At 67.2% G+C, this 14,066-nt stretch carries 10 protein-coding genes and 3 tRNA genes; 7 read left to right on the top strand and 6 right to left on the bottom strand.

Annotated features, from left to right (window positions below; translation table 11 throughout):
• Nucleotides 1-18 precede the first annotated feature (18 nt).
• Nucleotides 19-103: transfer RNA gene (locus CR919_RS10395), tRNA-Leu, on the top strand.
• Between the two features lie 215 nt (nucleotides 104-318).
• Nucleotides 319-405: transfer RNA gene (locus CR919_RS10390), tRNA-Leu, on the top strand.
• Between the two features lie 60 nt (nucleotides 406-465).
• On the opposite strand, the gene CR919_RS10385 is transcribed toward CR919_RS10390, so the two are convergent.
• On the bottom strand, nucleotides 466-1,212 hold the full coding sequence (locus tag CR919_RS10385) for a sulfite exporter TauE/SafE family protein (RefSeq protein WP_099819971.1): 747 nt from the start codon (nucleotides 1,210-1,212) through the stop codon (nucleotides 466-468).
• A 99-nt stretch (nucleotides 1,213-1,311) separates the two neighbouring features.
• On the opposite strand from CR919_RS10385, the gene CR919_RS10380 reads away from it, so the two are divergent.
• Together CR919_RS10380 and CR919_RS10375 are read left to right on the top strand one after the other, a co-directional pair.
• Nucleotides 1,312-2,223 carry a LysR substrate-binding domain-containing protein gene (locus CR919_RS10380; protein WP_099819970.1) on the top strand — a complete coding sequence of 304 codons (912 nt, stop codon included), beginning with the start codon at nucleotides 1,312-1,314 and terminating at the stop codon, nucleotides 2,221-2,223.
• A 50-nt stretch (nucleotides 2,224-2,273) separates the two neighbouring features.
• Nucleotides 2,274-2,360 (top strand) — tRNA-Leu (locus CR919_RS10375).
• 160 nt (nucleotides 2,361-2,520) lie between these two features.
• Here CR919_RS10375 and emrB read toward each other — a convergent pair.
• The 4 genes from emrB to emrR are packed head-to-tail and all read right to left on the bottom strand — an operon-like array spanning nucleotide 2,521 to nucleotide 7,239.
• A complete protein-coding gene (emrB, locus tag CR919_RS10370) occupies nucleotides 2,521-4,107 on the bottom strand; it encodes a multidrug efflux MFS transporter permease subunit EmrB (protein ID WP_099819969.1) in 1,587 nt (528 codons plus the stop codon).
• Nucleotides 4,108-4,115: 8 nt separating this feature from the next.
• Nucleotides 4,116-5,294 (bottom strand): multidrug efflux MFS transporter periplasmic adaptor subunit EmrA, encoded by a 1,179-nt coding sequence (gene emrA / locus CR919_RS10365; protein WP_099819968.1) that lies wholly within the window; start codon nucleotides 5,292-5,294, stop codon nucleotides 4,116-4,118.
• An 11-nt stretch (nucleotides 5,295-5,305) separates the two neighbouring features.
• The gene (emrC, locus tag CR919_RS10360; RefSeq protein WP_099819967.1) at nucleotides 5,306-6,799 is read right to left on the bottom strand and encodes a multidrug efflux transporter outer membrane subunit EmrC; all 1,494 of its coding nucleotides are present in this window, start codon (nucleotides 6,797-6,799) and stop codon (nucleotides 5,306-5,308) included.
• A complete protein-coding gene (gene emrR / locus CR919_RS10355; RefSeq protein WP_025877626.1) occupies nucleotides 6,796-7,239 on the bottom strand; it encodes a multidrug efflux system transcriptional regulator EmrR in 444 nt (147 codons plus the stop codon). The genes emrC and emrR overlap by 4 nt, the downstream gene beginning before the upstream one ends.
• Before the next feature lie 145 nt (nucleotides 7,240-7,384).
• On the opposite strand from emrR, the gene CR919_RS10350 reads away from it, so the two are divergent.
• Together CR919_RS10350 and parC are read left to right on the top strand one after the other, a co-directional pair.
• Nucleotides 7,385-8,293 carry a helix-turn-helix transcriptional regulator gene (locus CR919_RS10350; RefSeq protein ID WP_099819966.1) on the top strand — a complete coding sequence of 303 codons (909 nt, stop codon included), beginning with the start codon at nucleotides 7,385-7,387 and terminating at the stop codon, nucleotides 8,291-8,293.
• A 59-nt stretch (nucleotides 8,294-8,352) separates the two neighbouring features.
• Nucleotides 8,353-10,596 carry a DNA topoisomerase IV subunit A gene (gene parC, locus CR919_RS10345; RefSeq protein ID WP_099819965.1) on the top strand — a complete coding sequence of 748 codons (2,244 nt, stop codon included), beginning with the start codon at nucleotides 8,353-8,355 and terminating at the stop codon, nucleotides 10,594-10,596.
• Nucleotides 10,597-10,909: 313 nt separating this feature from the next.
• Here parC and bfr read toward each other — a convergent pair whose 3' ends face one another.
• Nucleotides 10,910-11,398: a bacterioferritin gene (gene bfr, locus CR919_RS10340; protein WP_025877631.1), complete on the bottom strand. Its 489-nt coding sequence runs from the start codon at nucleotides 11,396-11,398 to the stop codon at nucleotides 10,910-10,912.
• A 125-nt stretch (nucleotides 11,399-11,523) separates the two neighbouring features.
• Between bfr and CR919_RS10335 the strand changes: the two genes are divergently transcribed.
• Nucleotides 11,524-13,854: a penicillin acylase family protein gene (locus tag CR919_RS10335; protein ID WP_099819964.1), complete on the top strand. Its 2,331-nt coding sequence runs from the start codon at nucleotides 11,524-11,526 to the stop codon at nucleotides 13,852-13,854.
• Nucleotides 13,855-14,066 lie beyond the last annotated feature (212 nt).

The following is a 14,066-nucleotide window of genomic DNA, read 5'->3' as shown; positions in this document are numbered from 1 at the left end:
CAATTGCGCCTCTGGAACGCCCAGATGGCGGAATTGGTAGACGCACTAGTTTCAGGTACTAGCGGGTAAAACCGTGGAGGTTCGAGTCCTCTTCTGGGCACCAACGAAAAAACTCCTCGCTTCGGCGGGGATTTTTTTTGCCTGTAATCCGTGGACGGCCGGCAGTAGGGTCGGATCCCCTTCCACAGGAAAGGGCTCTGACCCCAGCGCGAGACCCATGGGGTCGGAGCCCGTTTCGCATGCGAAACAGGATCCGACCCCGGATCCGCAGGGGTGTTGACACTTCCGTCACGGCACCGCATAATTCTCCCCCTCGACGCCCAGGTGGCGGAATTGGTAGACGCACTAGCTTCAGGTGCTAGCGGGGGCAACTTCGTGGAGGTTCGAGTCCTCTCCTGGGCACCATGTCGAGAATGAAAAACACCCGCGAAAGCGGGTTTTTTCTTGTCTGGCGTCCAGCCAGCATCACCACCACGAACGCAGCACCAGCTCCAGGCCCAGCAACAACAGGAAGCCGAGGAAGCAGGCACGGAATACCCGCGCACTGATGCGCTGGCGGATCACCTGCCCCAGCCACATGCCGGCCAGCGACGGCACCACCGCCAACGCACTGAGACCGAGCTGCTGCACACCGAACGCACCATGCAGCACAAGCCCCGTGGTCAGCGAGATCGTGGACACCGTGAATGCCAGGCCCAGCGCCTGCACCAGCTCGTCGCGCTGCAACCCCAGCGACTGCAGGTAAGGCACCGCCGGCATCACGAACACGCCGGTTGCACCGGTCACCACGCCGGACATCGCGCCCACCAGCGGTCCGAGCCAGCGCTCGCGCCGGGCCGGCACCCGCAACACCGGCGCCAGCAACGCGTACCCGGCGTAGACCACCAGCGCCACGCCCAACGCGGCCCGTGACACATCACGATCCACCCGCACCAGCAGCGCGGCGGCACCGAGCGTGGCGATCACCACCGCCAGCATCATCGGCCACAGCCGCCGCACGATCTGCCCCACTGATGGCCCGGACAGCAGCTGCCAGGCATTGGTGACGAAGGTCGGAATGAACAGCATCGAGGCCGCCGCAACCGGCGACAACGCGCCACCCAGCAGCCCCATCGCCACGGTCGGCAGGCCCATGCCGGTCACCCCCTTGACCACCCCGGCCAACAGGAACACCACCACCAGCAACACATAGAAGTAGATCGTTTCGTTCATGCCTTCATTGGAGCCGCCGGCACTTCAGCGCACAATGCGGCATTCCCGCCCCACCCTTCGGCTGCTCCGAAGGCAGCGGCCACGTTGCGAGGTCACGACATGCGCTTGGACATTGCCGATCTGCGCCTGTTCCTGGCAGTAGCCGACGCCGGCAGCATCACCGCCGGCGCCGTGGAGGCGAATCTGGCACTGGGATCGGCCAGCGAACGCCTGCGCGCCATTGAAACCGACGCCGGCACCGCGCTGCTGACCCGCCACCCGCGCGGCGTCAGCCTCACCGAAGCCGGCGCTGCACTGGCCCATCACGCGCGCCTGATCCTGCAGCAGCAGGCACAGCTGCGCGGCGAACTGCAGGCCTTCGCCCACGGCGCGCGCGGCACCCTGCACCTGTATGCCAACACTGCGGCATTGACCAACTATCTGCCCGCGCGACTGGCGCCATGGCTCGCCGAACGCCCTCGCCTGCGCGTCGAACTGCACGAACGCACCAGCACTGAAGTCGTGCGTGCGATCCGTGCCGGACAGGCAGAGGCCGGCATCATCAGCGACGCCGTCCCCGCCGATGGGCTGCGCCGTCATGTGGTTGCGGAAGACCCGCTGATGATGCTGCTGCCGGCCGGGCATCGCTTCGCCGCGCGGCGCTCGCTCGATTTCAGCGATGTGCTGGGCGAGACCTTCGTCGCGCTGGCCGACGGCAATGCACTGCAGACCTATATCGAAGAACTGGCGGCAGAGGCCGGACGCACGCTCGACGTACGCATCCGCATGAAGACCTTCGAAGGCCTGTGCACGATGGTGGGCCATGGCATCGGCGTGGGCATCGCGCCTCGCACGATCGCACGTCAGCACCGACGGGCCACCGGCATCGTCGCCGTTGCACTCGGCAACGCATGGGCACAGCGCCGGCTGTGCGCCGCGTTTGCCGACTGGAAAACACTCTCGCCGCCGATGCGCAGCCTGCTGCTGCATCTGGATGTGGACGCGGAAGCCGGTGCAGAAAAAAATGTGTGAAATGGTGTTGACACATATCCAAGCTTCCTGCAAAATTCTCCTCCTGAGTCGCCCAGGTGGCGGAATTGGTAGACGCACTAGCTTCAGGTGCTAGCGGGGGCAACTTCGTGGAGGTTCGAGTCCTCTCCTGGGCACCATGACTCAGACAATGATCAAACCCGCGCAAGCGGGTTTTTTCATGTCCGGAATTTGAAACGCGATCGTTATCGCGGCGGTTCATCCACGCATGGCGTGGATCTACTGCAAAAAAAACCCCGCCTTCCGGCGGGGTTTCTGCGTTTCAACAACAACGATCGATCAGTGCCCGCCACCGGCGGCGGCACCCGCGCCTGCACCGAACGGCGGCTTGGCCAGCCACAGGAAGGTGATGATCGCCAGGAAGATCCAGCCCAGCAGGAAGAAGATGTCGTTGAAGCCCATCTGCGATGCCTGATGGTTGATCATGTTGTTCAACACCGCCGCACCATGTTGCAGATCGCCCTGCCCCATCGCCGCGACCTGGTCCTGCATGCCCGGCTGATACACCGAGATGTGTTCGGTCAGGTCTGCGTGATGCACCTGCGTGCGACGCGCCCACAGCCAGGTGGTGAGCGACGCGGCGAAGCTGCCACCCAGCGTACGCAGGAACGTGGCCAGGCCCGAGCCGGCCGCGATCTCGCGACCATCCAGGTCCGACAGCAGGATCTGCAGCACCGGCATGAAGAACAGCGCGACACCAATGCCCATGATCAGCTGCACGCCGGCCACGTGCTGGAAGTCCACCTGCAGGTTGAACCCCGACCGCAGGAAGCTGGTCATCGACAGCACCACGAACGCGATCGTGGCCAGCATGCGCATGTCGAAGCGCGATGCGTACTTGCCCACGAACGGGGTCATGATCACCGGCAGGATGCCGATCGGCGCCGTCGCCAGGCCTGCCCAGATCGCGGTGTAGCCCATGTCGCGCTGCAGCCACTGCGGAATCAGCAGGGCCACGCTGAAGAACGCGGCGTAGGCCACCACCATCGCCAGCGTACCGGCGCGGAAGTTGCGGTGCCGGAACAGCTTCAGGTCGACGATCGGGTCCTTGTCGGTCAGTTCCCAGATCAGGAACACGGTCAGCGCCACCACCGCCACGCAGGCCAGCACCACGATCTTCATCGACGAGAACCAGTCCTCGTCGTTGCCGAGGTCGAGCACCAGCTGCAATGCACCTACGCCGATCACCAGGGTGACCAGGCCAACGTAGTCCATCTTCGGCTTTTCGACGTGTTCCGGGCGCCCCTTCAACTGGTTACCCACCACCAGCGCAGCGAAGATACCCAGCGGCACGTTGATCAGGAAGATCCATTCCCAACTGTAGTTGTCGGTGATCCAGCCACCGAGGATCGGCCCGCAGATCGGCGCCACCACGGTGATCATCGCCAGCAGCGCGAGCGCCTGTCCGCGCTTTTCTCTGGGATAGATCGAGACCAGCAGCGACTGGGTGATCGGGTACATCGGGCCGGCGACGAAGCCCTGCAGCGCGCGCGACAGCACCAGCATGCCCATGCTCTGGGCCAGGCCACACAGCAGCGAGGTGATCACGAAGGCCAGCGTGGCCCACACGAACAGCTTGCGCTCACCGAAGCGACGACTGAGCCAGCCGGTCAACGGCAGTGCGATCGCGGTGCTCACCGCGAACGAGGTGATCACCCACGTTGCCTGCTGCGAACTGGCGCCAAGATTACCGGCGATGGTCGGCAACGAGACGTTGGCGATGGTGGTGTCGAGCACCTGCATGAACGAGGCCATCGCCAGGCCCACGGTGCACAGGGCCACACTGGGGGGCAGGAAGCCGGCGGCCGCACCCGGCGCCGCCGGTGCGCCCGGAGAGCCGGGCGCAGCTGGAGCTTGTGCGGACATGGCCGGCCTCAGCTCGCCTTGCCCTGCTGCGGCAGGTTGCCCTGGATGATCGTGTGGATCACCTCATCGGCATCGTGCAGCTGCTTGGCGTACACGTCGGTGTCGAACACCGTGCCCTTGGCGGCCGCGCTCGGCAGCACTTCGCCCTTCTGGTCGCGCAGGCTCACTTCGGCCTTCATCGACAGACCGATGCGCAGCGGGTGTTCGGCCAGCTGCTTGGCATCGATGGCGATGCGTACCGGCACGCGCTGCACGATCTTGATCCAGTTGCCGCTGGCGTTCTGCGCCGGCAGCAGCGAGAACGCCGAACCGGTGCCCAGGCCGAGGCTGTCGATGCGGCCCTTGTACTTCACGTCACCGGCGTACAGGTCAGACTTCAGCTCCACTTCCTGGCCCAGGCGCATGTGGCGCAGCTGGGTTTCCTTGAAGTTGGCCTCGACCCACATCTGCTCGGTCGGTACCACCGCCATCAGGGCATTGCCCGGCTGCACGCGCTGGCCAACCTGCACCGAACGACGGGCGACATAGCCGGTGACCGGCGCGACGATGCCCGAGCGCGCATTGTTGAGGAAGGCCTGGCGCAGCTGCGCGGCGGCCGCCTGCACATCCGGCTGGGTGGCGATCACGGTGTCATCGACCAGTGCACGGTTGCGCTCGACGGTCTCGCGCGAACCGGCCACGGCCGCTTCGGCAGCCGCCAGCTCATCACGGGCGTGGGCCAGTTCTTCGTTGGAAATGGCGCCGGTGGCGGCCAGGCCCTTGCGGCGTGCGAAGTCGTCGCGCACGCGCTTCAGGGTCACCTGGCGTGCGTTCAGATCTGCCTGCGCACCTTCGACGCTGCGGTACAGGCCGCGGGTCTGGCGCACGGTCTTGGCCAGGTTGGCTTCGGCCTGCTGCAGGGCCACCGACGTGTCGGCCGGGTCCAGCTGCACCAGCAGCTGGCCGCGCTCCACGCGCATGCCGTCATCGGCGTTGATGGCGACCACGGTACCGGCCACCAGCGGGGTGATCTGCACCTGGTTGCCCTGCACGTAGGCGTCGTCGGTCTCTTCGAACCAACGGCCGAACATGAAGTACCACAGCGCCAGTGCCGCCAGCAGCAGCACGACGATCACGAACAGGCCGCGCAGCAGCTTGCCGCGACGGTTGGGGGCGGCGGGGGCCGCAGTGTCTTGGGTCTGGCTCATGGCAGGCGTCTTCAGGAATGCGAGGAATCGGAATGGGAAGCAAGCGGTGCGGCGTCGGCGTCACTGGGCTGGAAACCACCGCCGAGCGCCTTGCTCAGGCGCACCGAGGTCTGCAGCTGCTGCGACTGCAGGCCGGCCAGCTGCTGCTGCGACTGCAGCAGGGTGGACTGCGCGGTCAGCACGTCCAGGTAGCTGCCGATGCCGGCGCGATAGCGCTGCTGGGCCAGGTCGAACGCGGCGCGTGCGGTATCCACCGCCTGCTGCTGCGACTGCGCCTGCTGCGCCAGCGAGCGCACCGCGTTGACCTGGTCGGCGACGTCGCGCAGTGCATCGAGCACCGCCTGGTTGTAGTTCGCTACGGCCAGGTCGTACTGCGCATCGGTGTTGGCCAGGTTGGCGCGCAGCTTGCCGCCTTCGAAGATCGGCATGCTCAGCGCCGGGCCGATATAGGCGAAGCTGGAGCTGCTCTGCAGCAGGTCGCCGACATTCGGTGCGACCACGCCGGCCAGCGCGGTCAGGTTGAGGCTCGGGTAGAACCTGGTCTTGGCCACTTTGATCTGCTTGTCGGCCGCTTCCACCCGCCAGCGCGCGGCGACGATGTCGGGGCGACGGCCGAGCAGCTCACTGGGCACTACGCCCGGCAGCTGCAGGGCCAGGGGGTTCATCGCCCGCGGGCGTTCGATCGACAGGCCCCGGTCCGGGCCCTTGCCGACCAGCGCGGCCAACGCGGTGCGGCCCGCGTCGATGCGCTGCTGTGCCGCCAGCAACTGCTGCTGTGCGGCTGGCACGCGGGCTTCGGCCTGGCGCACCTGCAGGTCGCTGTCGATGCCGGCGCTGCGACGCTGGCGGGTCAACTCCAGCGACTTCTGCGAGCGCGCCAGTTCTTCTTCGGCAACATCGTTGAGCTGCCAGGCGTAGGCCAGGTCGGTATAGGCCTGGGCGATGCCGGTGGACAGGTTCAGGCGTGCGGCCTGGGCCTCGACGGTAGCGGCGTGGGCGCCGTCCACGGCGGCCTCCCAGGCGGCGCGCTTGCCACCCCAGAGGTCGATGCCGTAGCTGAAATCGAAGGCGACCTGGCTGCTGCCGGCGTAATGACCACCGATCTCATCGCCGGCCATCGATTCGGGCAGGCGCAGGCCGGTGTAGCCACCGGACACGGACAGGCTGGGCAGGCGATCGGCGCGCGCGGTGCCGACCTGCGACTGTGCCTGGCGCAGGCGGGCGTCGGCGGCGTCCAGGCTCGGATGGCCGGCCAGGCCTTCGGCGATCAGCGCATCCAGCTGCGCATCGCCCAGTGCCTTCCACCAGTCCTGGGCGGGAAAACCGGCGGCGCTCAGGTCGCTGTCGGCCAGGGTGCGTTCGCTGTGCAGGCTGTCCACGTCAAGCACGTGGCCCTGCGGGGTGAGGCCACGGCTGCTGGCGCAGGCGGCCAGGGCCAGGGCCAGCGCTGAAACCAACAGCGCGCGCCCGGACCGGCGGAGAGTGGGATGCGGGATCGGGTTCATGGGGTCGTCAGGGAATCGCGGATTCGGGTCAGGAGGGACAGCAGCTGCGTGCGTTCGTCGGCGGACAGATCGCGCAGGGCGTAATCCATCACCGCGTCGCCGCGCAGCTTCAACCGCGCCCACAGCGCGCGGCCTTCATCGGTCAATACGATCTGCAGCGCACGCCGGTCCTGGGCATGCGGCTCGCGGCGCACGCAACCGAGCGCTTCCAGCTTGTCCAGCAGGCGGGTGACCGCGCTGGGCACCTGGTCGATGGCCTGGGCCAGTTCGTTGGCCGTGCACGGCGCCATGTTCGAGAGCACCTTCAGCCCGATGTAGTGGGTGAAGCCGATGCCGAGGTCTTCTTCGGCCATGGACGCGTCGAGCTGGCGGACCAGGCCGTCGCGCACCTGGCGCAGCAGCAGGCCGAAGCTGGGGGGAGTGGTTGCAGGACAGATCATGGGGGAGCATTCTCTTCCAAAAAAAATATTTCTCAATGGAAATATTCGATCTGGCATCGAATGCTGTGTTGCAGCAATGGGCTGGATCAGGTGAAGGCGTCACCTTAATGGCGCTCCCAACTGGCCCGGTAGTACAATCCAGCCAATGAATGTCACATTCAAGCCACCGCCAGCCCACGTGAAGGCGGGCGAACCTGGACCGGCCACCCTGCTGCGTGAAGAAGCGCTGGACTGGTTCGAGCGCAATGACGGCCCGCCGGTCATCGCCTTCCGCTTCGACAGCCCGCAGGGCCTGGCCCGCGAAGTGGACTGGCATCACCACGTCCGCGCGCAGCTGATCTGCGTTGAACGTGGCCTGCTGACCACCCGCACCTCGCATGGCACCTGGTCGCTGGCGCCCGGCTCGGCGGGCTGGATGCCACCGGCCGAACCACATACGGTCCACATCGATGGCCCCCTGCGCGGCTGGGGCATGGTGCTGGCCGCACCGCTGTGCGCCGAACTGCCGGCCGATCCGTGCGTGCTGGGCATCTCCCGCCTGGCGCAGGCGGTGGCCGAACGCATCTGCGACTGGCCGCAGGACTACGAGAGCACCACCGAACGGCAGCACATCATCAACGTGCTGCTGGACGAGATCCGCGCCGCGCCGCGCCAGCGCATGCATCTGCCGATGCCACGCGACCGGCGCCTGCTGAAGATCGCCTCGCAGCTGCTGGCCGACCCGGCCGACGAGCGCGGCCTGGCGCAGTGGGCGCATTGGGCCGGCCTGTCGCCGCGCAGCCTGACCCGCCATTTCCGCGACGAGACCACCCTCAGCTTCGCCCAGTGGCGCCAGCAGGCGCGGCTGGCCGAGGCGCTTCGCCAGCTCAGCGAGGGCCGCAGCGTGGCCGACATCGCCCACGCACTGGGCTTCAGCAGCGCCAGCGCCTTCGTCACCGTGTTCCGGCGACACTTCGGGCTACCGCCCGGACGCTACCTGGCACGGGCCGGCCACGGCCTGGAACCGGGCCTGGATCCTGCACGCGGCTTGGCATCCCCCGCCGCATCCGGATAATCACTGGATTGAGAGCGGCGACCGCCGTCACCGCCTCCCGACATAGGTAACAACGCCGCATGACCGATCTTGCCCGCCCCGTGTTCCACGGTTTCGAACAACTGCCGCTGCGCGAGTACGCCGAACGCGCCTACCTCGACTACTCGATGTACGTGGTCCTGGATCGCGCCCTGCCGTTCCTTGGCGACGGCCTGAAGCCCGTGCAGCGCCGCATCATCTACGCGATGAGCGAGCTGGGCCTGAATGCCGCGTCCAAGCCGAAGAAGTCCGCGCGTACCGTCGGTGACGTCATTGGTAAGTACCACCCGCATGGCGACAGCGCGTGCTACGAAGCGCTGGTGCTGATGGCGCAGCCGTTCTCGTACCGTTACCCGCTGATCGAAGGCCAGGGCAACTTCGGTTCCAGCGATGACCCGAAGTCGTTCGCGGCGATGCGTTACACCGAATCCAAGCTGACCCCGATCGCCGAAGTACTGCTGGGCGAACTGGGCCAGGGCACCACCGACTGGGCGCCGAACTTCGACGGCACCCTGCAGGAGCCGACCTGGATGCCGGCACGCCTGCCGCATCTGCTGCTGAACGGCACCACCGGCATCGCCGTGGGCATGGCCACCGATGTGCCGCCGCACAACCTCAATGAGATCGTCAGCGCGCTGCTGCACCTGCTGGACGATCCGGACGCCAGCGTGCGCGACCTGTGCGAGCACGTGAAGGGCCCGGACTACCCGTCCAACGCCGAGATCATCACCCCGGCCAACGACCTGCGGAACATGTACGAGACCGGCAACGGCAGCGTGCGTGCGCGTGCGACCTACATCAAGGAAGCGCACAACGTGGTGGTCACCGCGCTGCCGTTCCAGGTGTCGCCGTCGAAGGTGATCGAGCAGATCGCCGCGCAGATGCGCGCCAAGAAGCTGCCGTGGCTGGAAGACATCCGCGATGAGTCCGACCACGCCAACCCGGTGCGCGTGGTGCTGGTGCCGCGCTCGAACCGCGTCGACGCCGAGCAGCTGATGGGCCACCTGTTCGCGACCACGGACATGGAGCGCAGCTACCGCGTCAACCTCAACGTGATCGGGCTGGACGGCCGTCCGCAGGTGAAGAACCTGAAGACGCTGCTCAGCGAATGGCTGGCGTTCCGCAGCAGCACCGTCACCCGCCGCCTGCAGCACCGCCTGCAGAAGGTCGAGCGTCGCCTGCACCTGTTGGAAGGCCTGCTGGTGGCGTTCCTCAACCTGGACGAGGTGATCCACATCATCCGTACCGAGGACGAACCGAAGGCGGCGTTGATCGCGCGCTTCGGCCTGTCCGAAGACCAGGCCGAGTACATTCTGGAAACCAAGCTGAAGCAGCTGGCCCGCCTGGAGGAGATGAAGATCCGTGGCGAGCAGGACGAGCTGGCCAAGGAGCGCGACAAGATCATCGCCATCCTCGACAGCAAGACCAAGCTGAAGAAGCTGATCCGCGACGAGCTGCAGGCCGATGCCAAGAAGTTCGGTGACGCGCGCCGTTCGCCGCTGGTGCAGCGCCAGGCCGCGCAGGCCATCGACGAGACCGAGCTGGTGCCGAGCGAGCCGATGACGGTGGTGATGTCCGAGAAGGGCTGGATCCGCGCGGCCAAGGGCCACGACATCGACGCCTCGACCCTGTCCTATCGCGATGGTGATGCCCTGCAGGGCGCAGTGCGTGCACGCAGCACCCAGCAGGTCGCGTTCCTGGACAGCGAAGGCCGCGCCTACTCCACGCCGGTGCATACCCTGCCCTCGGCACGCGGCAACGGTGAACCGCTGACCGGCCGCTTCTCACCGGCCGCGGGCACCAGCTTCGTGACCCTGGCCAGCGCCGAGCCGGATACCCGCTTCGTGCTGGCCTCGACCCACGGCTATGGTTTCGTCACCCGCTTCGAGAACCTGATCGGCCGCAACAAGGCCGGCAAGGCGATGCTGAATCTGTCGGCGGGCTCGTCGGTGCTTACGCCGTCGGTGGTGGCCAACGTGGCCACCGACCGCATCGTCGCGGTGACCAGTTCGGGCAACCTGCTGGCGATCGCCGCCAACGACCTGCCGGAACTGGACAAGGGCAAGGGCAACAAGATCATCGAGATCCCCAAGGCCAAGCTCGCCACCGAGCGCGTGGTGGCAATCGTGGCGATCAGCCCCGGGCAGACCCTGCAGGTCCGCAGCGGCCAGCGCACCATGGGCCTGAAGTTCAGCGAGCTCGAGGCCTATCTGGGCGCCCGCGCCACCCGTGGCCACCTGCTGCCGCGCGGCTGGCAGAAGGTGGAAGGGCTGTCGGTCGAATGAGGCGCGGGGTCGGATCCCTTTCCAGCGGAAAGGGCTCCGACCCATGCAACGCCTCTGGTAGATGCCAACCTTGGTTGGCACGCCTCACCCGATGGGGTCAGAGCCGTTTTCTTCGAAAACGGATCCGACCCCGGACGTCAGACACAAAAAAGCCGGGGCATTCCCCGGCTTCTTTGTTTGTCGGCTGGCGGGCGGTGGAGCAGCTGGCTGGCGAAGGCTGGCTGGCGGTGCTCCGGTGCTGGCAGGCGACGGGACGTTGTGATTCTGCGGAAAGCAGCCAAGCATGGCTTGGCTCTACCGAAAGCGGCGTCGGTCAGTGCGCCGGGGCGCCGCTGCCGTCGATCTTGCTCAGCTGGTACAGCTCCAGGCCGATGCGCTTGATCAGACCCAACTGCTGCTCCAGCCACCAGGCGTGGTCTTCCTCGGTGTCCTTCAACTGCGCCAGCAGCATGTCGCGGCTCACGTAGTCACCCTTCTCCTCGCACAGCTTCATGCCGGCGGCGAGGTTGTTGCGAACGGCGTATTCGGTGTCCAGGTCCTTGCGCAGCATCTCCTCCACGGTCTTGCCCGGCTCGGTGGCGTGCGGGCGCATGTCCGGGTCGCCGCCCAGGAACAGGATCCGGCGCAGCAGCGCATCGGCATGCTGGGTCTCCTCTTCCATCTCGTGGTTCAGGCGTTCGTACAGCGCGAACAGGCCCTGGTCCTCGTAGCGGCGGGAGTGGATGAAGTACTGGTCGCGGGCGGCGAGTTCGCCGCGCAGCAGTTCCTTCAGGCAGGCGATGACGTCCGGGTTGCCTTTCATGGGGGGAGCTCCTGTGAATCGATGGCGCCCATGGTGCCCCATCTGGAAATACGGTGATCTAATCGGAATCAGTCGCAGTTGCGCCTGCGGCTACAATCGGTCGACATGCTCGGGAAGGACCTGCAATGCGTCGTACGTGGCGGTGGATTTTGGGTGCGCTGGTCGCGATCGTGCTGCTCGCGGTACCGGTCCTGTGGTTGCTGCTGCGCGGCAGCCTGGCCGAGCTGGACGGCGAGCGCCCTTCGCCCGGGCTGGCCGGCAAGGTCACCGTGGAGCGCGATGCGCTGGGGGTGGTCACCATCAACGCCGGCAACAAGGCCGATGCGCTGCGGGCGCTCGGCCGTATTCACGCGCAGGAACGTTATTTCGAAATGGACCTGATGCGGCGCAGTGCCGCCGGTGAACTGTCCGCGCTGTTCGGGGCGAAGGCGATCGAGGCCGACAAGCGCATGCGGGTGCACCGCCTGCGCGCGCGCACCGAGGCCCATCTGCAGGATGCGCTGGGCAGCGACCCCGCAGCCGTGCGCGCCTATGTGGACGGGGTCAACCAGGGCCTGGACAGCCTGGCGGTACGGCCGTGGGCCTACCTGCTGCTGCGGCAGGCGCCGCAACCGTGGCAGGCCAGCGACAGCGTGCTGGCGGGCCTGGCCATGTACGCCGACCTGCAGGACCCCAGCAACCCGTCCGAACTGGCCCTGCAGCGCATCCGCGCGGTGGCGCCGCCGGCGCTGTACGCCCTGCTGGCGCACGACGGCAGCGAGTGGGACGCGCCGCTGGCCGGCGCTCCGCGCGGCAATGCCACCCTGCCCGACGCCAGCCAGCTGGACCTGCACACACTGAAGGCTTCGAGCGGCGCAGCTGCCGAAGATGCCGACGCGGTCGGCAGCAACAATTTCGCCGTTGCCGGTGCGCTGACCGCCGATGGCCGTGCGATCGTCGCCGACGACATGCATCTGGGCCTGCGCGCGCCCAGCCTGTGGTTCCGTGTGCGCCTGCGCTACCCCGATCCGCAGGCCGCAGGCGGCCAGGTCGACGTCAGCGGCTTCTCGCTGCCGGGCGTGCCGGCGGTGATTGTCGGCAGCAATGGCCATGTCGCGTGGGGCTTCACCAACAGCTACATCGACACCGCCGACTTCCGCAGCGAACCCGCCGACGCCGCGGTGACCGTGCATGAGGAACGGATCGTGGTGGCTGGCGGCGCCGACGTGCGTTTTCCGGTACGCGAAACCGCGTGGGGGCCAATCCTGCACACCCACGCCGATGGCAGCGGCGACGCCCTGCGCTGGGTCGCGCAGTTGCCGGGCGCGGTGCGCATGGACTTCGCCGACATGGCACGCGCCGCCGATCTCGACCAGGCCCTGCAGATTGCCGACCATGCCGGCATTCCCGCGCAGAACCTGGTGATCGGCGACCGCAGCGGACGCATCGCGTGGCGCCTCATCGGCGCACGGCCCGACCGTGGCCCGCACTGCGCGCCACTGGGTTTCAATGACAATCAGGCCAACCAGCGCTGCGCGCCCTGGCCGATCCGCAGCGACGCGGCGCCGAGCCTGATCGATCCGCCCAGCCATCGGCTGTGGACCGCCAACAGCCGCGTGGTGGACGAGGCAACCCTGGCCACCGTTGGCAATGGCGGCTACGACCTCGGCGCACGCGGACGGCAGATCCGTGATCTGCTGGCCACCCAGGAACGCTTCGACGAACACGACCTGCTGGCGATCCAGCTGGACGAGCGCGCGGTGTTCCTGCAGCGCTGGTGGGTGCTGCTGCAGGAGGTGATCGAGCACAGCGACGATCCGGCACTGAAGCGATTGGGTGCTGCGAGCGCGCATTGGGAAGGACGCGCCGCGATCAATTCGACCAGCTACCGGGCGGTGCGCGAGTTCCGTACACAGGTGCTCGACACGCTGACCGATGCGCTGCTGGCGCCGGCCCGGGCGCAGCTGGGCGAGGATTTCCTGGCACCACGCCTGGCGCAGCTGGAAGGCGTGGCCTGGCCGATGCTGGAACAGCGACCCGCCAACCTGCTGCCGCCGGCGTACACCAGCTGGGATGCGCTGCTGGCCGATGCTGCACGTCGCACCGAAGCGGAGCTGTCCACGCAGGGACCGCTGGCGCACCGCAGCTGGGGCGAGCGCAATACCGCAGCGATCTGCCATCCGGTCGCGCGCGCCCTGCCCGCCTTCGCCAGTCGCTGGTTGTGCATGCCGGCCGATCCGCTGCCCGGCGACCGTGACATGCCGCGTGTACAGACGCCGTCCTTCGGTGCCTCGCAGCGGATGGTGGTCTCGCCCGGCCACGAAGCCGACGGCATCGTGCACATGCCGGGTGGGCAGAGCGGCCATCCGTTGTCGCCGTACTGGGGCGCGGGGCATGAGGATTGGGTGCATGGTCGCCCCACCCCGTTCCTGCCCGGCAAGGCACAGCACACGATGACGCTGGTACCGGTGCACTGACGGCGGCACCCACATGCCCGAGGGTGCGCTGCACGCTGTAGAGCCGAGCCCATGCTCGGCTGCTTCTGGTGCGGAGCCGAGCATGGGCTTGTATGTTCCTCCCGTCTCCTACGAGGTATGTAGGAGCCAGGGTGGAGGGACCGTCAACATGATATCTGCGGGTAGCAGCCGACAGACGAGCCGAGCGATCCCCATCCCGCACCTTAACGTCG

The sequence above is a fragment of the Stenotrophomonas sp. LMG 10879 genome (assembly GCF_002750935.1).
Taxonomy (GTDB): domain Bacteria; phylum Pseudomonadota; class Gammaproteobacteria; order Xanthomonadales; family Xanthomonadaceae; genus Stenotrophomonas; species Stenotrophomonas lactitubi_B.
This window is presented reverse-complemented; position numbering and strand designations above follow the sequence as displayed.